Raw genomic sequence first — 23940 nt, forward strand, 5'->3', positions numbered from 1 at the left:
CCATTATTCCTAGAGACTGTAATATAATTCAAACTCATAAGGATGTGTCAGACTTCTTATCTTGTTTATTTCTTCTTCTTTCATGCGGATGTAATTATTAATGAAATCCTGAGTAAATACATCACCTTGTAATAAGAAATCATGATCCATTTGCAGATTTTCCATAGCTTGTTCCAATGAAGCACAAACAGTAGGTACATCGACAAGTTCTTCTGGTGGTAAATCATAGAGATCTTTATCCATAGCTTGACCAGGATGAATTTTTCTTTGGATACCATCCAATCCTGCCATCATCATAGCGGCGAACGCAAGATATGGGTTTGCTGTAGGATCAGGGAAGCGTACTTCAATACGACGCGCCTTAGGATTATTCACATGAGGAATACGAATCGCTGCAGAGCGGTTCCTTGCGGAATAAGCCAACAGGACAGGAGCCTCAAAACCAGGAACCAATCGTTTGTAACTGTTAGTTGATGGGTTAGTAAACGCATTCAAAGCCCGGGCATGTTTGATTATTCCACCTATATAATAAAGCGCGGTTTCTGAAAGACCACCGTATTGATCACCAGAAAACAGATTTACACCATCTTTAACTAATGATTGATGGCAATGCATACCACTTCCATTATCACCAACTAAAGGCTTGGGCATAAAAGTAGCTGTTTTTCCGTAATTATGTGCTACGTTGTGAACTACATATTTTAAAATCTGTAATTCATCTGCTTTTTTAGTCATTGTATTAAATCGAGTAGCGATTTCACATTGGTTCGCTGTAGCTACCTCATGATGATGCGCTTCAACAACTATTCCTAATGATTCAAGAGTCAAACTCATTGCAGAACGCATATCATGGGAGGAATCTACGGGTGGAACTGGAAAATAACCGCCTTTTATCGATGGGCGATGTCCTATGTTACCCCCTTCTAACTCTTTTCCAGAAAACCATTGTGCTTCTTCTGAGTCGATTTTATAAAAAGAACCGCCAATGGTTGTTTCCCATTGTACACTGTCAAAAACGAAGAATTCAGGCTCAGGTCCAAAAAGAGCGGTATCCGCAATACCCGTAGATTGCAAATAAGCTTCGGCACGTAAAGCTAATGATCGAGGACAACGTTCATATCCCATCATTGTTTTGGGGTCGACTACATTGCATCGAATAAATAAAGTGTTGTCTTGAAAAAACGGATCAGGCTTGATTGTTTCTAAATCTGGCATTAATGCCAAATCGGATTGGTGAATCTTTTGCCAACCTTTAAAAGAAGATCCATCAATCATTTTTCCATTTTCAACAAAATCATTATCAACTGCTGAAATTGGCATTGTTATATGCTGCTCTTTACCCCGTATATCGGTAAAGCGTAGGTCTATTAATTTGGCATCATGTGCCTTAATCGCCTCTAGTACTGTATTTTTGCTCATTATTGCTCTCCAGGATAGTCTGGTTGTATAGTGTACCTTAAGTGACTTATTAATCCCAATAGATTAAACTCTATGTTTTAACATAAACCATAAAAAATAATGGGTGCTTACCAATATCAGGCGCTTCAAAAAAATGGCAACACAGCAAAAGGCGTGCTCGAAGCAGATTCTGAACGTCATGCGCGCCAACTGTTACGTGATCAAGGATTAATTCCAACTCAAATTCGTGTGTTGACTCAGCAACGCTCAGGTAGTCAAACTAAAAGCAAAATTTCTGCAGCTGATCTTGCTCTGTTTACCCGTCAGTTGGCTACATTGCTTGCCGCCGGTATCCCAGTTGAAGAGTCATTACGCGGAGTGAGTGAACAAACAGAAAAAGATAAAGTGAGAGAACTCATTATCGGTGTGCGAGCCAAAGTACTTGAAGGTTATGGATTAGCCCAGGCTATGGCACAATTCCCCCATGCCTTTCCGGAGTTATATCGTGCAACTGTGGGCTCAGGTGAACAAACTGGGCACCTTGATGTGGTTCTAGAAAAACTGGCGGACTATACTGAGAATCAACAGCAAACGAAGCAAAAAGTTCAGCAAGCATTGATTTATCCTCTCATTATGATCATCGTTTCCATTGCTATTATTTGTTTTTTACTCAGTTTTGTAGTACCCAAAATTATTGAAGTATTTACAAGCGGCGGACAAACCCTGCCTGAAATGACGGTATTATTAATTAATATAAGTCACTTCATTAGAGATTATGGCCTTTACACTTTGATTGCTCTTATTCTCATATTCATTGCCTTTAAAAAAAGTCTCGCTAATGAAAAAATCAAAACAGCTTGGCATCGTCTATTGTTGAAGTTGCCTATAGTCTCGTACTTAGTAAAAACAGTTAATGTTTCGCGTTATATACATACTTTTGGTATACTTTTCGCAGCAGGAGTGAGTGTTCTAGAAACCATGCGTGTTGCAGCAAGTCTAGTAACCAATGTCGTTATGCGGCAAGCTTTTGATACTGCTACTGTAAAAGTTAGAGAAGGATGTGGTATTAACGAAGCGTTAAAAGAAACGAGTTATATTAGTCCTATGGCAATCCATTTAATTGCTAGCGGTGAAAAAAGTGGACAATTGTCAAATATGATGGAACGTGCAGCCGTTCATCTTGATAATGAAGTCAAACGGTTAATTGATACGTCATTAACCTTATTGGAGCCGATGGTAATTCTTTTGATGGGTGCAATCGTTTTATTTATTGTTTTAGCCACCTTATTACCTATTTTTTCAATGGAGCAGTTAATTACTTAAATTTTAAAACTTGTAGTCTGGCGAAGCATTAAATTGTACGCTTCACTCATCCAATCTACGTTTAAGTCGGAGTAAAAATGAATAGACAAAAAGGATTCTCATTAATTGAAATTATGGTAGTGGTTGTTATATTAGGCATTCTCGCCTCTATAGTAGTACCTAAAATTATGGGGCGCCCTGATGAAGCACGAAGAGTTAAAGCCAAACAAGACGTGCTTGCCATACAAAATGCGCTGGATTTATATAAACTAGATAATGGAAATTATCCTACTACAGATCAAGGTTTGTTGGCCCTTGTTGAAAAGCCCTCATCCAATCCAGTACCCAATAATTGGAAACAATACCTCAAGTCGCTTCCTAAAGATCCATGGGGTAGAGATTACCTTTATTTAAATCCTGGACAACATGGCGATGTCGATATATTCACCTACGGTGCTGAAGGACAACCTGGTGGAACAGGTATTAATGCCGAAATTGGTAACTGGGATGAACCAAAACAATAAACTTCTTTGGAAACTCACTACAGAGAGCGAAGTGCGAAGAGATATGGAGCACGAAACAGCGGTGAACATGCATGTACAAGGGGATTTAAGTGCTTTCCCTTCTGCAGTTGAAGTTTCCGAGAAATCGCATCAAGGCTTTACCTTGATTGAAATTTTGATTGTTTTGGTGATTATAGGCATTACCTTTGGTTTTGCCTTAATTGCTTTTGGTGACTTTGGTGAAAGCCGTCGCCTCTTATTTTCAGCTGAACAACTAGTGAATACGCTTCGTTTGGCCCAACAGCAGGCTATTTTAGAAACCAGCACGCTTGGTTTGCGTATTGATAATACAGGTTATCAAATACTCCAATTAAACAACAACGCTCAATGGAAGCCGATTTCTGATAAAGGGGTATTTAAAATGACTTACTTTCCCCAGGACACACATATTACCCTAAAAACAATTAATTCAACTCCAATAGGAGCCCCTTCCATTATTATTTCTTCCTCTGGAGAGCTCACTCCTTTTACATTAAATTTTGGCAATAAAAAGGACAATAATTTAGCGGTGCTTATTGGCAAACGAAATGGGGATTTAACCTTTAATGTGGTACCCACTAAATGAGTGCATATCATCATAAATCAGGATTCACACTAATTGAGGTATTATTAGCTCTTTCCATAATTGCGATTGCCTTAACTGCTTTGCTTAAAGCGATATCCCAAAATGTCGAAACCACACGCCGCGTGAAAGAGAAATCTGTAGGTCATTGGATTGCCATGCAAGGCGTGGCCATGATTCAACTCAATTTATTACAGATTAATCAGAGTCAGGAAACAACTCAAGATACAACAATGTTGAACGAGCATTGGTACTGGCGAGCAAAAGTCAGTTCTACACCACAAAAAAATATTCAAAAAATAGTCATTTCAGTCAGCACGGATAAAGCAGGACCATTTAGAGAAGAACTGCAAGCATTCAGGTTTGTGCCATGAAAAAAAACATCACTTCAAAAAAACTCAATGGATTTACTCTGATTGAAATTTTAATTGCACTTGCGGTATTCGCCATTCTAGCAACAATCACTTCATCCGTATTATATAACGCATTTACAACTCGTTCTCGAGTTAATGCTCAAAGTGAACGTCTAAATGAACTACAACTTGCAATAAGTCTCATGCAACAAGATACTACTCAAACAATAGAACGCCCTATTCGTAGTAATGAGATGCGATTATTACCCGCATTTATCGGTCAGACAAATTACTTTGAGTTCACTCGTGACGGTAATATAAATCCCAGCAGCCTGGAAAAACGCAGTACTTTAAAGCGAGTAGCTTATCTCTGTCAGCAGGGAACACTAATCCGTAGAACTTGGAACAGTCTTGACATAATTGATCAGAAAATCTATGAAGATAAACTCTTATTAAAACATCTTACTAATTGTCATTTTGGTTATTTAAATCAAAACTTACAAATCCTTACTGAATGGAGAGAAGAAGCAGTAAGCTTGAATCAGCGTAAAGAGCCTTTTCCTAAAGCAGTACAAGTTAATATGACTTTTCGGGATCAGGGCGAAATAAATTTACTTTTTATTCTACCAGGTGCACTTTATGCCACAAGTTAAAATCATAAAAGGGAGTGCCTTACTCACAGCGCTTTTTATTATGACGCTGGTTGCGATTGTGGCAACGGCTATGAGCACCAAAGTTCAATTAGATATTTATCGTACTCGACTAATCATTATTCACGATAGAGTCTATCTTGCCTCACAAGCAGTTGCGTTCTGGGCACTTGGTGAATTAAGTAATAAAAATAATAAATTTACCAAAGCTAATACTCAAGGAGTGGTAAGTTTATTTCCGCGTAATATGGAACATATTGACAGCACCGTTACCTTAATAGGTGCTCTTTACGATTTACAGTCTCTTTATAATATTAATAATTTAGAAAACAGAAAATCAATGCTCGGATTTGTGAATCTCATGAATGCAGCAGCACAACAAAATGCCGAAGCAGAAAAGGTCAAGTTAACCCTTGCAATCAATGATTGGCTTTCCTCCTATGATCTGGCACGGGGTAAAGATAATTACCTATCTTATTATATGAGCCAGAAGCCGCCCTATTATCCTAGTCATCAACTCATGAGTAGCAAATCAGAGCTACGTCTGGTCAAAGATGTGAACGCATCGCTTTATTTGGCTCTGGAACCATTGATTACTGCATTACCCGAATCCACACCTATTAATATCAATACTGCTTCCATGAAAGTACTCAAATCCCTCAGCAGTACAACCAAGGAAACGCAACTTAATGAATTAATTAAAGCGAGAAAGGAACATGGAATAAAAAATCTAGGCAAAATCGCGGAGATACTAAAAAAACTAAATATAGCAAATGATCAAGTAACCCTAGAGAGTAGTTACTTTCTCAGCGTTGCTTCGGCAACGAGTGAGAACCTTAATTTAACTGTATATACCTTATTTAAACGAAGTCGTGATAAAAATGGAAAAATTTCAGTCAATGTCCTCAGAGAAAGCTTCAATGTTTTTTAATCTTGAGCATCCCGATTACTCGTCTTTTTTAGTGGGTTGAATTGTATTCTGATGGAGTATTTCGTCGGCTAACTCATTACCAGCTTGAATGTCCGACTCAGATAGTTTATTTTTTAGTAGCTTAAGTTCTCGAATCGCCTCTTCATTTTTATTTTTTGCAGCAATCTTAAACATAGCATATGCTTTAATCCAATCTTTATCTACACCCAATCCGGCAAGATACATATAACCCAATTTGGCTTGGCCGACCGGGTTGCCTTGTACAGCAGATTTTGTAAACCAGTAAACAGCTTGTTGATAATCTCTAGGTATACCGGTTCCTGTAAGAAGTAACTGCCCTATTTCAGCTTGTGCTTCAGGCTGCCCGCTTTGTGCAGCTGCCTGATACCAATAAGCTGCTTTTTCCGGGTTTTTCTCAACTCCATATCCTTTAATGTAGTAATAAGCCAGATAGGTTTGCGCTTTAACATGGCCTTGATTCGCTGCTTGAGAAAACCAATAAAATGCTAATTTATCATCTTGCGCAATACCTTGTTGTTGACCGGTATATAACAGACCTAAACTATATTCAGCCCTAACATCGCCTTGATCGGCTGCCTGTTGGTACCAATAAAATGCCTTATTGACATCTTTTTTGGTACCTTCTCCCATAATGTAATCATAGGCAAGATTCACTTGTGCCTTGCTGTATCCTTGTTTTGCAGATTTTTCAAACCATTCAAATGCAGTCTTTTTATTGGCTGGAACACCATCACCTGATACATACATTAAACCAATATTTCTTTGCGCAATTGCATTACCTTGATTTGCTGATTTCATATACCACTTAAAAGCTTCAGAGAAGTTTTGCTTTACCCCTTGGCCCAAGTCATACATAAAGCCCAAACTGAGTTGCGCTAAAGGATTATTTTTCTCGGCTGACTTTTGGTACCAATTTATTGCTTGTGTGTAATTTTTAGCAACACCTTCGCCGTATTGGAACATACGGCCAAGTAAATACATTGCCTCGATATTTCCATCTCGGGCAGATTGCATTAAATAAGGGTAGGCAGTACTATAATCTCCGTTTTCATATGCAGCGAAACCCACAATCTCATCTGCGAAAGCAGTATTCATTACCAGCAATGCTGCTAAAATCACCCTGCGCATGCGGACTCCAATTCAATCCTCTTATCTAAAGCGTAGAATAAAGAATCAACAAAGCAAGTGCTTTGACCAAATTAAGGGCAGTATGTTCTTTGAATATTATCTAAAAAATCGAAAAATACATGATAACAACTTAAATTTTTATCTGTCTATTTTGCTTATATTATGGAAGATATTTGACGGTTTACTTCTTTTTGTATGGAGTCATCGGACATTCTAGATTATATAATTTAACCTTAAAGTAATCCCTGCAATAAATACAGGGATTCTTATTTCTTTTACTTACCTGCAACCATCATTTTTTCAATGAGTACTGAACCACATCGTGTCGCAACATTTGGATTAACATCATTCCCCACAGCAAGAATGGATCTAAATATATCTTTTAAATTTCCAGCAATCGTAATTTCATCAACAGGATATTGGATTACTCCATCCTCAACCCAATAACCACCAGCACCTCGTGAATAATCACCTGTTACAATATTTATTCCTTGTCCCATCAATTCAGTGACCAATAATCCTCTGCCCATTTTTTTTAATAAGTCAGTAAGATCACCTGCTGTTGGATCAATTGTTAAATTATGGACTCCATCGGAATTCCCAGTTGTTTTTAATCCCATTCTACGTGCAGAATAACTACCCATTACATATTGCATTACGCGACCTTTTTCAACAATTAGATTAGGACGTGTTGGGACCCCTTCGCTGTCAAATGCTGAGCTTCCTAAAGCACCTAACAAATGAGGCTGCTCATAAATACGAATAAACTCAGGGAAAATTTGTTGTCCTATAGAATCCAACAAAAAGGTATTTTTTCTATAAAGATTTGAACCACTAATAGCATTGATAAACGTTGAAAATAAACCACTGGAAATTCGTGATGAAAAAATAACTGGGATTGCTTGCGTCGCAATCTGCTGTGCCCCCAAACGATTTACAGCGCGATCCACAGCATTTTTAGCAATTACATGAAAATCAATCAAATCCTGAGGGTTCCGGACTGTTGTATAGTCGTAATCGCGTTGCATTTCCTCTCCATCCTTCGCGATTAAAGAGCAACTTAAACTGTGACGTGTACTGTGAATAAATCCAGATCCACCATTTGTATTAGCAAAACCATGGTGCGATTCATAAGAGGATACATTCACGCCATCTGAATTGGCTATTCGCTTATCCAGTGATAAAGCATAATTTTCACACTTTAATGCCATATCAATTGCTTGTTGTGGGCTTATATCCCAGGGATGAAATAAATCAAGCTCGGGATGATTTTTAGTCATTAACTCTTTATCTGCCAATCCGAAGCATGGATCTTCTGCACTTACTCTTGCGATATCACAGGCCGCTTTAACCATCGCCTCCAAAGCAGCTGGTGACGTATCGGTACTACTTGCGCCACCTTTCCGTTGACCAATATATACAGTCAAACCCACACCTTTATCCTCACTAAATGCGACGGTTTCAACCTCTCCCATGCGCACATCAACAGAGAATCCTTTGTCATTATTCACTGCGACCATCGCATCGGTTGCACCTTCTTTTTTTGCCAGTTCAAGCACATCATTCATCAAACGAGTTAAATCTGTTGTTGACTTATGTACTTCACTATTGTTATGTTGCGTTCTAATTTGCATAAGAGATTCCGTGGTGTTGAATGATGTACATAAGGATACAATAACATGTCTTCACAAACCAATGTTTATCCTGCAAACAAATCATATTTGTTCCATTTATTATTTGTTCTTTGCTTCATTTTCGTCCCCCTTCATTGTTATGCTGAGGGCTATTGGCGAACATTAAGCCCAGGTATTGAATATCAAGATCTTGCTGGGGGAATACTTTCGCCCTGGGCGCATATTTATGCATTCCGTATCGATCTAAATAAAAATAAGCTGGCTTTAGCCAGTGCAAAAAAATTATCTTTAAAAAATGCCTCTGCGGATCAATTTGCCGAACACAGTAAAGCCCTTTTAAGTATTAATGGAGGCTTTTTTGATCATGAGTTTAATCCCCTTGGACTTCGAATAAATAATAAAAAATTGATTAATCCTTTAAAGCGAATTAGTTGGTGGGGAATTTTTTACATAAAAAATAATAAGGCCTATATTTCAAGCCTCAAACATTTTAACCATGATAATGATATAGAATTTGCTATTCAAAGTGGTCCTCGACTATTAATTAAACAAAAAATACCCTCTCTAAAACCTGGTATTGCTGACCGATCTGCTCTGGGAATTACAGGTGATGGAAGAATAATTATCCTTGTTTCAACCAATGCGGCAATGACCACCAATAAACTTGCGCAGCTACTCAGATCGCCCCCTCTATCGTGCATCGATGCAATCAATTTAGATGGAGGCAGCTCCAGTCAACTGTATGCACATATTGGCTCGTTTCTACTAAATGTTCATGGATTTTCTAATGTCAGTGATGCGGTTGTCGTGAAAAAAAGATAGGTCGGATACTATTTACCCTAACCATATGAATGTAATGCAGCAGAAGACGTATTGAGGAACTTCATAAAAAAAACGGATTCCACCAGCTTCCCTTTAAGAGACTAGTCACTTGTGAATAAACCCACAACTTATCCACAAAATACTCCCATATTATTCTCTTGACCATTTCTCAAAAACACATTATCTTGTTGTTTAGCTTCAAATCAAACCCAATATATTGTGCTATAATCCAATTAACAGTTAATAAATTTAACTGACTGTTAATAATAAAATAATAACAAAAATGCGTGGAGGAAAAATGTCCGCAATTCTTGATCCGGTAAATGATGTGCCGCAAACCAGTCAACTGGAATTGACCGCTAATGCCCCTGGTTTATTAAAAACCATTAAACGCAATGGTAAAGTAGTAAATTACGATGATACGAAAATTAAAGTCGCAATTACTAAGGCATTCATTGCAGATGAAGGCGGTACAGCTTCCACATCAGATCGTATTCATCAACAGATAGAAGAACTTACTCGTCAAATAACTCAAGTGTTCAAACGCCGCTTACCCAGTGGTGGTGCTGTTCATATTGAAGACATTCAAGATCAAGTCGAGTTAGGGCTCATGCGCAGTGGCCACTATAAAGTTGCTCGCGCTTATGTATTGTATCGAGAAGAACATCGTAAAGCACGCGAGAATGAATTAAAACAACAGGCTAGTGATAGTAAAGTCTTATTAATTACTATGCCCGATGGTGAATTAAAGCCATTAGACACAGAGCGCATGAATACGATTGTAGATGAAGCATGCCGTAATTTAGAACATGTTCAAGCAGAACCTGTTATTAAAGATGCGATGCGTAATCTTTACAATCAAGCAAAATTTGCAGACGTGCACAAAGCGTTGATCATGGCTGCACGCACATTGGTCGAAAAGGAGCCAAACTATACTTATGTTAGCGCTCGCTTATTATTAGACAGTTTGCGTATGGAAGCATTGAATAAATTAGAAATTCAAGCGGACGCAACTTTTGATGAAATGAGCAAGCTTTATCCTTCTTACTTCAAAGTGTATATCGCTCATGGCATCAAACAAGGAATGTTAGATTTAAAAATGGCCGACTTTGATTTAGAAAAACTCGGCAAAGCGCTATTACCTGAACGTGATATGCAGTTTAGTTATTTAAGCTTGCAAACCTTATATGATCGTTATTTCATTCATGATCAAGGGGTACGTTATGAGTTGCCTCAAGCATTCTTCATGCGTGTTGCTATGGGACTGGCTTTACGTGAACACGATAAAAATGAAAAAGCCATTGAGTTTTATCAATTACTGTCTTCATTCGATTACATGTCATCAACACCTACCCTATTCAATTCAGGTACTGTTAGACCTCAGTTATCCAGTTGCTATTTGACTACCGTCCCTGATCATTTAGATGGGATTTACAGTGCAATTAAAGATAATGCCCTACTTTCAAAATATGCTGGAGGTTTGGGTAATGACTGGACGCCAGTTCGTGCAATGGGCTCACATATCAAAGGCACCAATGGAAAATCACAAGGTGTAGTTCCGTTCTTAAATGTTGCTGATGCTACTGCAGTCGCAGTAAACCAAGGCGGTAAACGAAAAGGTGCTGTTTGTGCCTATCTGGAATGTTGGCATAAGGACGTAGAAGAATTCCTCGAGTTAAGAAAAAATACGGGAGACGATCGACGTCGCACACACGATATGAATACCGCGTTGTGGATACCCGATTTATTTATGATGCGTGTACGCGAAAATGGGGATTGGACTTTATTCTCGCCTGATGAAGTACCCAATTTACATGATCAGTATGGAAAAGGTTTTGAAACACTCTATCGCGAATATGAAGAAAAGGCACGCCAAGGCCTCATCAAAAACGCAAAAACACTGTCTGCAGTCAAACTGTGGCGTAAGATGTTATCCATGCTGTTTGAAACTGGCCACCCTTGGATGACCTTTAAAGATCCTTGCAATTTACGCTCACCACAACAACATGCGGGTGTAGTTCATAGTTCTAACTTGTGTACTGAAATTACACTCAACACTTCAGAAGAAGAAATTGCCGTGTGTAATCTGGGTAGTATTAATCTTCCCGCACACATCAAAAAAGGCAAATTGGACGCTGAAAAATTAAAACGTACCATTAGAACTGCAATTCGTATGCTGGATAACGTGATTGATATTAACTATTATTCCGTACCTCAAGCACGTAATTCTAACTTGAAGCATAGACCTATTGGTTTAGGCCTAATGGGATTCCAAGATGCATTATATGAGTTAAAAATTGATTATACCTCCCAAGAAGCAGTAGAGTTTGCTGATTCATCTATGGAGTTGATCAGCTACTATGCAATCGAAGCCTCTTGTGATTTGGCTAAAGAACGAGGCAGTTATTCCAGCTATGAAGGTTCTTTATGGAGTAAGGGGATATTGCCAATTGATTCAATTAATCTATTACAACAATCTCGCAATAAGTACTTAGAGCAAGATCGTTCACAACGTCTGGATTGGGAAAGCTTACGCATTAAAGTTCGTACTCAAGGAATGCGCAACTCCAATGTGATGGCAATCGCACCTACAGCAACTATTTCAAATATTTGTGGTGTTTCGCAATCCATTGAGCCTACATACCAAAACTTATACGTAAAATCCAATTTGTCAGGCGAGTTCACTGTGATTAATCCCTATTTGGTTGCTGATTTGAAAGCATTGAATCTTTGGGATGAAGTGATGGTCAATGATTTGAAATATTTTAATGGTAGCGTCCAACCAATCAGCCGTATTCCTGCTGAATTGAAAAAACGTTATGCGACTTCTTTTGAAATTGACCCCATTTGGTTAGTTGACGCTGCTTCTCGTCGTCAAAAATGGATCGATCAAGCACAATCACTCAATATCTACATGGCTCAGCCATCAGGTAAAAAATTGGATCAACTCTACATGCATGCATGGACACGTGGATTAAAAACCACATATTACTTACGTAGTTTAGGCGCATCCAATGCTGAGAAATCTACTGTGACTGATGGTGCACTCAATGCGGTTAAAATAATAGCAGAGGAACCTAAGGTATGTTCCATACTCGATCCAGACTGTGAAGCGTGCCAATAATCAGGAGAATTTAAATGTCAGAAAACATCATACAACAACAAGATATAATTCATACTGGTGCCACTGGATATGAACCGCTCGAAATGGGGGCAGCGCGCATCCATGTGGATGATAAACGCATCATTAACTGCCGCGCAGACTTAAATCAGCTCGTCCCTTTTAAATATAAATGGGCATGGGACAAGTATTTAACTGCTTGTGCCAACCACTGGATGCCTAATGAAATTAATATGAGCGCTGACGTAGCGCTCTGGAAAGATCCTAACGGGCTTACAGAAGCGGAGCGTTTAATTATCAAACGTAATTTAGGATTTTTCTCAACAGCAGACTCGTTAGTTGCCAATAATCTAGTACTCGCTGTGTACAGACATATTACGAATCCTGAGTGCAGACAGTACTTATTACGTCAGGCCTTTGAAGAAGCGCTGCATACGCATGCGTATCAATACGTCATTGAGAGCTTAGGCCTTGATGAAGCAGAGGTCTTTAATATGTATCGTGAAATTCCATCCGTAGCGACTAAAGCAGCTTGGGCACTACCTTTTACTCAAAGCTTGGGTGATGAAACATTCCATACAGGTACTTTAGCAAACGATCAGCGATTATTACGCGACTTAATTGCCTTCTATGTAATTTTTGAAGGGATCTTTTTCTATGTTGGTTTTACTCAAATTCTCTCCATGGGTCGTCGCAATAAAATGGTAGGAACTTCAGAGCAATTCCAATACATTCTACGTGATGAGTCCATGCACATGAATTTTGGTATTGATGTCATAAACCAAATTAAAATTGAGAACCCAAATTTGTGGACACCTGAATTTAAAGAAGAAATGATTCAACTAATTCGCCAAGGTGTTGCATTGGAATATCAATATGCTAAGGACACTATGCCTCAAGGCATTCTGGGAATGAACGCTGAAATGTTTGAAGAGTATTTGCACTTCATTGCTAATCGTCGTTTAAGCCAAATTGGCTTGCCAGAGCAATATCCTGGTGCTACAAATCCGTTCCCTTGGATGAGTGAAATGATGGATTTGAAAAAAGAAAAGAATTTCTTTGAAACTCGTGTCATTGAATATCAAGCAGGCGGTACTTTAAGCTGGGATGACGAATAGAGATACTTATCACTTCAAAAAACTTCACATACCTGCGTAAGGGTTTTACCCTTACGGGGTAAATTCGATCAAATGACCGATTGATTTCTTTCATCTACAACAATTACACAAGAACCGTTGTCTTTCCAATAAGAAAAAAATGTAACCGTTCAGGAGGTATACTTGCCTCTTGGGGAACGGAAGGAATGTAGGCTTCGTAGCTGGATCCCGCGAACAAGTCACAGAACGTAGGCCAAAAGTAAATATAGAAAAATACTCTTAGCTTCGTCCCAATGTTGCCTACATCAGTAGTGGGGTTTCCGAAGTTTTATTTCGCGCAAGATGTGCAAATTGTGAATAGGGCATGAACGTAAAAAAAATTAAGATGACATTTTTCTTCCCTATAGTAGAATCCTAAAGCGTTCGAAAATGCAATTTCGGCATTAATCAATAGATTTAAATTCAAATTTATTTAATCTGGTACAACACAGGAGGTGAAAAATGACCAAGAGGAATAAACAACAAGAAGATGATACCAATTATAATTTTTTACTTAAATGTATGGCCGCAATAACTGCTGCTGCCATAGCCACCGCAGGAATTATTGCTTTCGTATCACTAAAATCAGCTGCAGCAGCAGCAACTGCGGTAGCAGCGAAAACATTACTCGCCTCAGCCTTTATCTTTACACCAGCATTACCCCTCGCTATTTTTGCAATTGGACTGATGCTCGTACTCCCTTTTTTATGTAATTGTAACAATGACTCTTATACTACAGTAAGTACCACTACCCCTGGATATAGTAGTTATGGAAGTTATGGGTTTTACCCTCCTTCTTCTGTTTATAACGGCTTTCCATCTCCTGATTACGGTACCAGCTCGGTATACGTAAATAGCGATCACTCACATGGACATCCCACTAACGGAACTATTCATGGACATGATGACAATCATACGCATGGACACACTACCAGTCATACTCATAAACACTTTTAATAAATTCTTCCCTCGTTTTTGAGGGAAGATTAAAACACTTTAATCAATTGATTTTTTGTATTTTTTTATGTGACACTCCAAAACTTTAAATTTGATTTTTGACCAATTTGTACTATAATTTGTCAGATATATTTTATTAAAGAAAATGTATCTTATTATGGATCAATGAGTAAGGAGGGATACAAAATGAAAAAACTACTAACAGCTTTATTGCTAACGATTACTACAGTCGCTTTAGCTGATAATGTAATTATCACGGAAACTAAAAGTTGGAAAAGTGTTCCCATCACTGTAGATGAAAAAGCACATACTTATACTACTATTGAAGGAACGGCAGTCCCTGAAGGTGATTATTATTATACTTATCCGGGATATCGTTGCTTAAAAGAAAAAAGAGATATTGTTGGCTTAGATGCCGTTATATTCCATGCCGGTATTCCAAGTGGTGGTGATATATATTGTTACGCAGAGTAAACGCAAAACCACGCTTACTCATTTCGCAGCCTGGATGCAGCGTAGTGGAATTCGAAACAATTGTTTTAGAAATTCCCGGGTTCCACTAATGTGGTACCCAGGCTACAATTTATTTAAGATCTTTTAAACTTATCTTCTTGCGTCAATGAGATTAATTTTTGTTTCGCAATTTCTCTTGCACGTTTTCCCGTTGAATAGTCAGGTGTAGCATTATCTTCAATATATTGAGCAAACAAAATAGTATGTGAATTGTTCTCTATCCAGCCAACAAACCATCCGAGCTGCTTGTCTGTATTTCGAGAACCATCTTTCTTAAACGGGTTGCCGGCTCCTGTTTTACCGTACAGCCTCCAGCCTCCGGGCAAATTCTCAATAAAAAGAAGCTCACGGGTCATTTGCATGGAATAATGGCTTACAGGAAGCTTGTTTTGAGTCAAGGCAGACAAAAACTCGACTTGCTCTTGTGGTGAAATTTGCAACGAACTTGAAAGCCAAGCACGAACTAAGCCATTATTCATGCCCTTATCGCCAGAAACATCCTGATTTCCATAATTAAGAACATGCATATAATGCTTAAATTGTTCCATTCCTAATTTTTGCGTAATAAGCTGACTGTACCACACACAACTATGTTGTATCCAAGTGGTTGGATTATGCGGTTGTTTCCAAACATCCAGCCAATCATTGTATCCTTGTTGAAAAGGCCATTCTGGGTGAGTTTTGTCGGTTAATATCCCCTTATCAAACCCCATTAAACTGATCGCAATTTTAAAAGTCGAGCAAGGTGCATGGCGCTGAGAACATTGACCTTCTTGTTTTAGCGTGACTGCGCCCTCTTTAGCAATAAAGCAGTTATTATTTGCAAACACCATAGAATTAATTGCCAAAGAAGCAATTAAAAAAACAATACATTTTTTCATTTTATAAAACCATCCCATTAACTTGACTGTCCCAAAGCATTTTGAAGTAACTGTCTTCATTATTTATCAGCTCGTTAAAAGCACCTTCTTCAATAATCACCCCCCCTTCCATGACCACAATGCGATCCATATGGCGAATGGTAGAGAGACGATGAGCAATAGCTATCACTGTCGCATTGTTTTGCTCCAGCATGGCATTAATTGATTGTTGAATTTCTTGCTCTGAAAGGGTATCCAAACTTGAGGTCGCCTCATCAAGAACAACAATGGATGCATTTTTTAAAAATGCTCGTGCAATCGCAATGCGTTGACGCTGGCCTCCTGAAAGCTTCACCCCCCGCTCACCAACCAAAGTATCATATTTCTCAGGTAGTGATTCAATAAAGTCATCAATGTTAGCCATCACAGCGGCGCGTTTAATTTCTTCTTGGGTTGCATTCTCTTTTGCATAACCAATATTTTCACCAATAGAACGATGAAAAAGCATAATGTCTTGAGGAATAAGAGCAACTTGTTGGCGCAAAGAGTCTGAAGTTATCTCTGAGACAGGCTTATCATCAATTAAAATTTGCCCAGCTGTAGGTCTGAAGTTCTTTAACAATAAAGAAACCAATGTTGATTTACCTGCACCAGAATGTCCTACCAAACCAATCTTCTCACCAGGTTTGATCAATAAGTTAAGATCCTTAAATACAAAAGGAGCTCCTTCACGATATGCAAATGAGAGCTGTTTAAACTCAATTTTACCTTGATTTATCTGATATGCGTGTGCATGAAATGTATCTACTTCATCATGAGGCGTCGCCAAAATACCAAAAGACGATTTAAAATCTCCTATTTCTTTTAAGAAAGTGCAAAGACTACTCATAAGCGACCATAAATCAAAAGAAATGGTAATGGCCGTGAGCATGACAAATAGAAAATCGCCAGTAGAAATCTGACCGTGAATACGTAGGTAAATCATAAATATAAAAACAGCAATCAACATGAACCAATACAGCACTGAGCCGACAATATTAAATTTAAAATCATACTGATAAAGTTCAATTTGCCGTGGCACAAAATCAGCCAACATCAGCTCATTAACACGTCGATGTTCAGCACGACGTTTTGCAAAATAAAACAAAGAGAAAATATTAGTAATATTATCAGAGAAAGCACCGATTACCTGATGTTTACTTTCAGCCATATTATTAGAAAGCTGATTTAGTTTGAGCGCCATAGGTAGCATAATTGCCATAACTAATACACACCAGGCCAGCATAAAACAAAACACACTAAAATTGACCACCAATAAAACAAAAACAGAAACAATAACCACACAAAAGTGTTTGCCTACAATATGGTGAAGATTAGCAAAAACACTATCATATCCATCCAAAAGCCCTTTGAGCTTACTAATTACCGTACCGCTCGGCATATTTTGAAAATAATTATAGGAATGATGTTGGACATAATCGTACGCGGAAGACAATAATCGCTGCCGTGCATAGGGCTCGGCTTTCCACTCTGCGAAATCACTAATACGCCAAACAACATCCAATATAACTTGCGCTGTAATAAATAGCACAATAGGAAATACCAATTGATGATATGAAGCAATTGTCTCGCTAGAAAACGCATCCACAAGAAGCTTAAACGAATAGTTATTCGCAAAAATATAAAACGCAGTGAGCACCGGAGCCTGAAACATTAAGACATACCACCACCGATAAGGCTTGATGACCTGCCACAAAAAATTCCAGGCTGAATGAAATGGATATTTTAAATCTGAAGTGTCCATCATACATGCTCAAAAAAAAGGTCGATGGATTATACCACATTGAGCCAGAAAAATGCTCATAATTAACTCATTTTTAATGATTAAATTCAAAAATCAAAAAACACATTTGCGCCAATAGACGTTGTTATTTTTTCATGATAACGGTAGACTTACGCCGTTAAAGTCCCGGTGGCACAGCTGGATAGCGCAGCCCCCTCCTAAGGGGCAGGTCGGAGGTTCAAATCCTCTCCGGGACGCCAGTAAAATTCAAAGCATTATATAAAATACCTCTAATCTTTTTTATATACTGATGCAATAAGCAATTATGAGTATAGTTATAGCCTTAAAGCCCTTAATAAATGGAAGTACGCAGTATGAAGAAGTTTGAGTTATTCTTATTGTTGTTATTCTCTCTCCCTTCTTTTGCTTTTGACTGCCACCCAAAAATCAACCCTAATCTTCCTCAATATATTGTTGGCTATGGAAGTTTAATCGATGAGACCTCTAAAAAAAGAACAGATCCATATGCTGAAGAGAGTTTTCCCGTTTTGATAAAAGGATATAAAAGAATTTGGGCAGGACACGGAAATTTACCTGGTGTGAATACTACATTTTTATCTGCAATTAAAAATAAAAGCTCTTCTTTTATTGGCGTAAGTTATCAATTGGACAATCCATCAAAAATCAGAAGTTATGATAAAAGAGAAAGTATTTATTGCAGAGAGCAAATTAATCCTGATAACCTCGTTTTCCTCTCTCAATCTTCGAACAGTTCAACTCAAAAACAAGTTTGGATATACACTATAACTTCAACTGAGAATCAATTACCTTCCAAAAATTTCCCAATTGTCCAATCCTATGTTGATATTTTTCTACGTGGCTGTATTCAAATTGAAGAAAAATTTAAAATTACAAATTTTGCGAAAAAATGCATCGAAACTACTGAGGGATGGCCGGTTTATTGGATAAACGACAGAATTTTTCCTCGGCGTCCATCCTTATATCAACCTTTTGCTGCTCAAATAGATACGTTACTAAAAGATACTATACCTGGAAAATTTAAGCATATTAGCTTTGAGAACGCTGTGACCTAATCCCAGCTTTCTATATTTGAATTTAGTTTCTGTGTAATTCCAACTAAAAGTCAAGATCATCTTTTAAATACCTGACAGAACGACCAATTTTAATATGTAGGGCTTAACATGATAATCAGCTAATGGTGTACGCCTGAAAATGTAAATTTTTTGCATATAACACGTCTTTCTCTATAAAAAATTTTATATTATTTAATTTAGAGAAATTCTTTGTAGATATCCACTGAAGATTCTTTGCCAATTTTAGAAAAGTTTTGTTTCAGCCATTTTTTAGTATGTAAACGACCTCTATCTCGTAAATAGCAGAGAAAATCCCAATCTACATTATGTTTAGAAGAAACCCCATAATGTGCCATTTCCTTGTCAGCTCGAATGGAGTGTATAAGCATTTTTTTAAGTTTCAGATTTTTATCCTTTTTTAAATCGAGTAACTTTGAAACAAATGCGATAGCACGCATTTCACGCAATAAGGTTGAATTAAAACTAATTTCATTAATGCGATTAAGAACTTCTGATGCAGTGTGTGGAACTCCGCGTCTATGTATTGGATTGAGATGTACAATTACAATATCCTGACTGCCACAATTGTATATTAATGGGAAAATAGCTGGGTTACCAATGTATCCCCCATTCCAATATTTTTGACCATCTATTTCAATTGATTGAGAAAGGTTCGGTAAGCATGAGGAGGCAAGAATAGTTTCTACTGATAATTCAGGATTAGTAAAAATGCGGACTTTACACGTCTCTTCATTGGTTGCACAGATAAAGAGTTTAACTTTTGATTTTTTTCTAATGGCATCAAAATCAATGTTTTTTTCAATAATTGATTTCATTGGATTGATATTGAGTGGGTTAAATTGATAAGGGGAGAACATTTGCGTTATCAATTCAAAGTAGTGATAAAATGGTGAGCCCTCTAGATTGTACTCATGAGTCCGCATCCACGGTATATCAAACCATGAATGGAATGAAAAATAACCCAGGCTACAGCTAATATCATACCAAAAATCATGTAGTGCTTGTCGTGCTTCATCACGATCATCATTTAATAAGCCTTGTGTAAGAACTACTGCATTCATTGAACCAATACTTGTGGCACTCACCCCTTCTATATCTAAACGGCCATCTTCGAGTAAATAATCTAAAACCCCCCATGTAAATGCCCCGTGGGCGCCGCCTCCTTGAAGTCCAAGATTAATAAGTTTATGTGCCTGCCCCATTTTTATTCCATAAATCATGCAGTTATAAAACTTTAAAATAATTATAGCAGAAATTAAAAGGTAGTCTGAGTTTTAGGTAATTCATACATCAGCTAAAGGAACTCTTTCCGAATATCCACCGAAGACTTTTTTCCTATTTTAGAAAAATTGTCATGAATCCAACTTTTAGCAATAAGGCGTCCTTGATCACGTAAATGTACTAAAAAGTTCCAATCAGCATTAAGTTTTGTAGAAACATCATGTTTAGTCATTTCATCATCTGCACGAATTGAATGCATATGCATTCGTTTAAGGTCAAGTCCTTCTGCTTGTTTACTATCAATCAAATCAGTCACAAAAGCAATTGCCCTCATTTCACGCATAAGAGAGGAATTAAAACTTACCTCATTCACACGATTAAGAATTTCACCTACATGATGAAGTGTACCTGAGCGGATAATAGGATTTATATGTACAATCACCACATCTTGGCATTTACAATTGTAAATTAATGGATAAATTGCAGGATTACCGATGTATCCACCATCCCAGTAATATTGATCTTTAATTTTGACGGATTGAAATAGAAATGGAAGACAAGCGGACGCAAGTAACGCATCTACAGACAACTCAGAGTTAGTAAAAATACGAACCTTACCCGTTTCCACATTGGTTGCACAAACAAATAGCTTTACCGTAGACCTTTTTCTTAACGCCTCAAAATCGATGCTTTTCTCAAGAATAGTACGCATTGGATTGAAATTAAAAGGATTGAATTGGTATGGCGACATCAAGTGGGTAATCATCTCAAACCAAAAATAAAATGGTGAGTGATCCAAGCTATATTGATCCAAAGAAAACCAAGGGTTACCAAACCAGTGTTTAAAAGATGTTAGACTATTAATTTTACTAATTTCTTCCCAAAAATTATATAATGCTTGGCGGGCTTCATCTCGATCAAGATTCAAAAGGCCTTGCGCCAATATTGCCGCATTCATTGTTCCCGCACTAGTGGAACTCACCCCCTCTATATCCAAACGCCCATCTTCTAATAAATAATCCAAAACACCCCATGTAAAAGCACCATGAGCGCCACCTCCTTGAAGCCCTAAGTTAATGGTTTTATGTGTGTTTTTCATTTTTATTCTATTATTCAATATTGTGAATATTTTTGAACATTTTGTAGATAAAGTATAGCAGCTTTTTTCTGTGCAGTTCGAATTTATGCAGCATGTATGTTATGTCTTTGCCCTTTTTAGTTCAGGGGTAATATTTCCTAGGGACTGGTCGGAAGGCTCAAATCATCACCGGGACGAGAAGTCAATTAAACCTTTGTCGCAGCACTGACGTAGCTGCAACAAAGGTTTCTGGCTTATGAGACAATGCAAAAACGCGATGAACTACATTTCTGTTTCGAAGGTTCTGTCTGTTCTTGCTCTTCTTTCTCTCCAGCGGCATAAAATCCATATTGGCTTCGCCCAGGAGTGGATAGGCTTGTTTGTGAACTGATCGCAGGGAGCTCAGCAGGCGGAGCTTGTTCGCAGTCTCCCGCATTATCCAAATTTTTGTTTTCTCCCTGTGCTTCTAGTCCCACATTTATTGCAGTTTCGCTGTCTTTAAATGCAATCTCATCAAGACCAAGCTCCCGACAAGCGGATCTGACTCGCTCCGTTACCTCTTCCGGTACCCGTTCAGCTTCATATAAGTCTTGGTGTCTGGCAAAGTACTGAGCGACAATATTCAATAGCGTCTTGGGACTTTCTGGATGGATACATGACCTTACATAATCTTCTCGGGAAAGAAAACCCTGGTTCAATAATTCAATCGTGTGTTTTGCATAATTCAAATAAACAACACCCTCACCTTCAATACTGCAGTCAAAACTTGGCGTTCCACCATCATAGTAGTTTAAATTTAAAGTCATTCCCTTGGGAATAAGGTGCTTATTCTCTGAAAAAAAACTTTTTGTATAATCAAGTGTATGCTTGTGACTATCAAAGACATCAAAAATAATCTCTTCATCAGGATATTTGGCAGCAGCATCAATAGCTGCCTTTTGCATTTGCGCGAACAGTAGTGGTACTTTGTCACGGTCAGAGGGACAATAAGGGTGGTTTGAGCTATCAGGATTTGTGAGATCATTCCCATTTTTCACTTCTGCAAGAGCTTTTGCAAACGCTGTCCCATAGGGAAGGTTATTATAGAGATCTGCTAATAGAAAAGAATCGAAGATGATATCTAAATCGTTGCAAACAGTCTCAATTGCAGAAAAAGCAGAGCCTTTGAACCCCTCTTGATATTGATTAGCTAGATCGACCTCATAAGATTGCCTGTTGGAATAAAGAAAAGCATAGACAGAAGTATAGGATTTATTTTGTTCTTTTAATGTATCAAGAAAGGCTTTATTATGCACTAAAACTGCATCGCCTAAATGTTTCGTAAAATTTTGATGATCCGCATGGGTATAACTCATATTAAACAGTCCGTTCTCAATACCAAACGAGATATAGCGTATTGTCATTTTGTTACCTTTAAAAAATTAAATTAGTTAAATGTTAAATTGAGATGAGATTTGATAGTGCATTCACAATCCTAATCACAACGCTCAGTTGGTAAGCGTAAGTGGGTATCACTGAAAGGTATTGATAGGTGTTTAATGCAACTACTCGTTCAAAATGTTGATACAAAAAACTGATTAAACTTAAATATCTATCTCAACAGGAAATCTGCTTATTGATTTTAGTTAAGTTTACCAGCCCTCCATTCAGTACAGACAACTCGTGTAGCTTGTGTCAAGTCAACAGTTTGCTAGTTATCCGATGAATAATTGAATAATGAATAGTGATATATTCTAATAATGTTTTATTAAGGTAATATTAAAATTATGCTCTTATTGTATATTTATTACTCGTAATACATAAAATAGACTCATGACTACTTTAGCTTGGCTTAAATCAATAGTAACCAACTGATGAACAACCTCTTAAAAATAAAAATCATCCTAGTGCATTGATTAAATCAGACCATCCTAGTTCAAATAGCTAAGAAGCATATACTTCATTTCACTCTGAAATTTAAATTTGTATCTATTTTTTTCAATTTTGGAAAACATAAATTTCAAAATTAGTGGATTCTCCTAAATTAACGAATTGGCTAATATTGGCTCAGTTGATATATTTTTTTATATCATTGCCATTAATTGATACAGCTTTATCGCGAGGAAAATCATGCTTTTTGATCAACTACCACTTGAAATGAAAACCAAAATTTTAGAAAAACTTAACACATTCGATTTACAAAAAACCGCTCAAGTCTCAATAGATTTGAGAAGTGAAAGTTTACGTCTACTCCAAACAACTAATAAGGATTATCCAGTTATAAAAAAATTACCTAATACGACAAGTTACTATGCTGTGGGCGAGAAAGTAAACGTTTGTCAATCTTCAAATCCTTGGGATAAAACGTTTCCCTATCAAAAAAAGCGAGAAACAATCCCTGCTAAGGAAATAGAAGCTGCTATTCCAAAAACTGAAAAAATGAAGCTATTTCGTACGCAAAAAGAAGCCCAAGAATATGCAACCCTTACCTTAGAAGAAAGTCATTCTGTAGTAAATCGAATTGCCGCAGTTTTTCAAGTACAATTAAAGGAGTCTTTTGAGGGTATTGTCACCAAGCAATTAGTAACACCAGCGCTATATCATACTTATCGTATGGGGCCTAGTAAAACAGCAATCGAATATGTGTTAGGGGATGTTTCAAATCTCGAGTTCATCTCGGGCCAAGTTTCTAACTATCAACCTGTAGCATTAAATGATAAAAAAGAAGAGAGTTGTGCATGTCTACTCATGTGATAGTTTGCTAAAGATCGATCTACCTCCTAGGAGTTTATTCTGAAAAATGGATATTGATT

At 37.6% G+C, this 23940-nt stretch carries 21 protein-coding genes and 1 tRNA gene; 14 read left to right on the top strand and 8 right to left on the bottom strand.

Going from position 1 to position 23940, the window contains the following annotated elements; all coding sequences use genetic code 11:
* Positions 1 to 9: 9 nt before the first annotated feature.
* Positions 10 to 1419, bottom strand: a complete 1410-nt coding sequence (gene glnA / locus ACWTEW_RS06715; RefSeq protein ID WP_454780938.1) for a type I glutamate--ammonia ligase — start codon at positions 1417 to 1419, stop codon at positions 10 to 12.
* Positions 1420 to 1518: 99 nt separating this feature from the next.
* Between glnA and lspF the strand changes: the two genes are divergently transcribed.
* The 6 genes from lspF (at position 1519) to gspK (ending at position 5759) form a co-directional block, all read left to right on the top strand.
* A complete protein-coding gene (gene lspF, locus ACWTEW_RS06720) occupies positions 1519 to 2721 on the top strand; it encodes a GspF family T2SS innner membrane protein variant LspF (RefSeq protein WP_454780939.1) in 1203 nt (400 codons plus the stop codon).
* A gap of 77 nt (positions 2722 to 2798) precedes the next feature.
* On the top strand, positions 2799 to 3224 hold the full coding sequence (lspG, locus tag ACWTEW_RS06725; RefSeq protein WP_182390832.1) for a GspG family T2SS major pseudopilin variant LspG: 426 nt from the start codon (positions 2799 to 2801) through the stop codon (positions 3222 to 3224).
* A complete protein-coding gene (gene gspH / locus ACWTEW_RS06730) occupies positions 3187 to 3828 on the top strand; it encodes a type II secretion system minor pseudopilin GspH (RefSeq protein WP_454780940.1) in 642 nt (213 codons plus the stop codon). The genes lspG and gspH overlap by 38 nt, the downstream gene beginning before the upstream one ends.
* Positions 3825 to 4199: a GspI family T2SS minor pseudopilin variant LspI gene (gene lspI / locus ACWTEW_RS06735; RefSeq protein WP_454780941.1), complete on the top strand. Its 375-nt coding sequence runs from the start codon at positions 3825 to 3827 to the stop codon at positions 4197 to 4199. The genes gspH and lspI overlap by 4 nt, the downstream gene beginning before the upstream one ends.
* Complete coding sequence (gene lspJ, locus ACWTEW_RS06740; protein ID WP_454780942.1) at positions 4196 to 4831, top strand: GspJ family T2SS minor pseudopilin variant LspJ; 636 nt, start codon at positions 4196 to 4198, stop codon at positions 4829 to 4831. The genes lspI and lspJ overlap by 4 nt, the downstream gene beginning before the upstream one ends.
* Positions 4818 to 5759: a type II secretion system minor pseudopilin GspK gene (gene gspK, locus ACWTEW_RS06745; RefSeq protein ID WP_454780943.1), complete on the top strand. Its 942-nt coding sequence runs from the start codon at positions 4818 to 4820 to the stop codon at positions 5757 to 5759. Before lspJ ends, gspK begins: the two co-directional genes overlap by 14 nt.
* Before the next feature lie 15 nt (positions 5760 to 5774).
* Here gspK and ACWTEW_RS06750 read toward each other — a convergent pair whose 3' ends face one another.
* Together ACWTEW_RS06750 and pmbA are read right to left on the bottom strand one after the other, a co-directional pair.
* On the bottom strand, positions 5775 to 6908 hold the full coding sequence (locus ACWTEW_RS06750; RefSeq protein WP_454780944.1) for a tetratricopeptide repeat protein: 1134 nt from the start codon (positions 6906 to 6908) through the stop codon (positions 5775 to 5777).
* 275 nt (positions 6909 to 7183) lie between these two features.
* Entirely contained in the window at positions 7184 to 8542 is a 1359-nt protein-coding gene (gene pmbA, locus ACWTEW_RS06755) for a metalloprotease PmbA (RefSeq protein ID WP_454780945.1), read from the bottom strand.
* A gap of 45 nt (positions 8543 to 8587) precedes the next feature.
* On the opposite strand from pmbA, the gene ACWTEW_RS06760 reads away from it, so the two are divergent.
* The 5 genes from ACWTEW_RS06760 to ACWTEW_RS06780 all read left to right on the top strand — a co-directional run bounded on the left by ACWTEW_RS06760 (position 8588) and on the right by ACWTEW_RS06780 (position 15052).
* Positions 8588 to 9364 carry a phosphodiester glycosidase family protein gene (locus ACWTEW_RS06760; RefSeq protein ID WP_454780946.1) on the top strand — a complete coding sequence of 259 codons (777 nt, stop codon included), beginning with the start codon at positions 8588 to 8590 and terminating at the stop codon, positions 9362 to 9364.
* Between the two features lie 298 nt (positions 9365 to 9662).
* Positions 9663 to 12488, top strand: a complete 2826-nt coding sequence (locus ACWTEW_RS06765; protein WP_454780947.1) for a ribonucleoside-diphosphate reductase subunit alpha — start codon at positions 9663 to 9665, stop codon at positions 12486 to 12488.
* Positions 12489 to 12502: 14 nt separating this feature from the next.
* On the top strand, positions 12503 to 13603 hold the full coding sequence (locus ACWTEW_RS06770) for a ribonucleotide-diphosphate reductase subunit beta (protein ID WP_454780948.1): 1101 nt from the start codon (positions 12503 to 12505) through the stop codon (positions 13601 to 13603).
* A gap of 480 nt (positions 13604 to 14083) precedes the next feature.
* Positions 14084 to 14578, top strand: coding sequence for a hypothetical protein (locus ACWTEW_RS06775; protein ID WP_454780949.1), 495 nt, complete (start codon positions 14084 to 14086; stop codon positions 14576 to 14578).
* 186 nt (positions 14579 to 14764) lie between these two features.
* Positions 14765 to 15052 carry a hypothetical protein gene (locus ACWTEW_RS06780; protein ID WP_454780950.1) on the top strand — a complete coding sequence of 96 codons (288 nt, stop codon included), beginning with the start codon at positions 14765 to 14767 and terminating at the stop codon, positions 15050 to 15052.
* Positions 15053 to 15165: 113 nt separating this feature from the next.
* On the opposite strand, the gene blaOXA is transcribed toward ACWTEW_RS06780, so the two are convergent.
* Together blaOXA and ACWTEW_RS06790 are read right to left on the bottom strand one after the other, a co-directional pair.
* Positions 15166 to 15972, bottom strand: a complete 807-nt coding sequence (gene blaOXA / locus ACWTEW_RS06785) for a class D beta-lactamase (protein WP_454780951.1) — start codon at positions 15970 to 15972, stop codon at positions 15166 to 15168.
* A 1-nt stretch (position 15973) separates the two neighbouring features.
* The gene (locus tag ACWTEW_RS06790) at positions 15974 to 17758 is read right to left on the bottom strand and encodes an ABC transporter ATP-binding protein (protein ID WP_454780952.1); all 1785 of its coding nucleotides are present in this window, start codon (positions 17756 to 17758) and stop codon (positions 15974 to 15976) included.
* A 159-nt stretch (positions 17759 to 17917) separates the two neighbouring features.
* On the opposite strand from ACWTEW_RS06790, the gene ACWTEW_RS06795 reads away from it, so the two are divergent.
* Together ACWTEW_RS06795 and ACWTEW_RS06800 are read left to right on the top strand one after the other, a co-directional pair.
* Positions 17918 to 17994: transfer RNA gene (locus ACWTEW_RS06795), tRNA-Arg, on the top strand.
* Positions 17995 to 18108: 114 nt separating this feature from the next.
* Complete coding sequence (locus tag ACWTEW_RS06800) at positions 18109 to 18828, top strand: gamma-glutamylcyclotransferase family protein (protein WP_454780953.1); 720 nt, start codon at positions 18109 to 18111, stop codon at positions 18826 to 18828.
* A 197-nt stretch (positions 18829 to 19025) separates the two neighbouring features.
* Here ACWTEW_RS06800 and ACWTEW_RS06805 read toward each other — a convergent pair whose 3' ends face one another.
* The 3 genes from ACWTEW_RS06805 to ACWTEW_RS06815 form a co-directional block, all read right to left on the bottom strand.
* Positions 19026 to 20051, bottom strand: coding sequence for a patatin-like phospholipase family protein (locus tag ACWTEW_RS06805; protein WP_454780954.1), 1026 nt, complete (start codon positions 20049 to 20051; stop codon positions 19026 to 19028).
* Between the two features lie 92 nt (positions 20052 to 20143).
* Positions 20144 to 21169 (bottom strand): patatin-like phospholipase family protein, encoded by a 1026-nt coding sequence (locus ACWTEW_RS06810; RefSeq protein ID WP_454780955.1) that lies wholly within the window; start codon positions 21167 to 21169, stop codon positions 20144 to 20146.
* A gap of 233 nt (positions 21170 to 21402) precedes the next feature.
* Positions 21403 to 22551, bottom strand: coding sequence for a hypothetical protein (locus tag ACWTEW_RS06815; RefSeq protein WP_454780956.1), 1149 nt, complete (start codon positions 22549 to 22551; stop codon positions 21403 to 21405).
* 706 nt (positions 22552 to 23257) lie between these two features.
* Between ACWTEW_RS06815 and ACWTEW_RS06820 the strand changes: the two genes are divergently transcribed.
* Positions 23258 to 23881, top strand: coding sequence for an F-box protein (locus ACWTEW_RS06820; protein WP_454780957.1), 624 nt, complete (start codon positions 23258 to 23260; stop codon positions 23879 to 23881).
* The last annotated feature ends 59 nt before the right edge of the window (positions 23882 to 23940 follow it).

Source organism: Legionella stuttgartensis, from assembly GCF_977063405.2.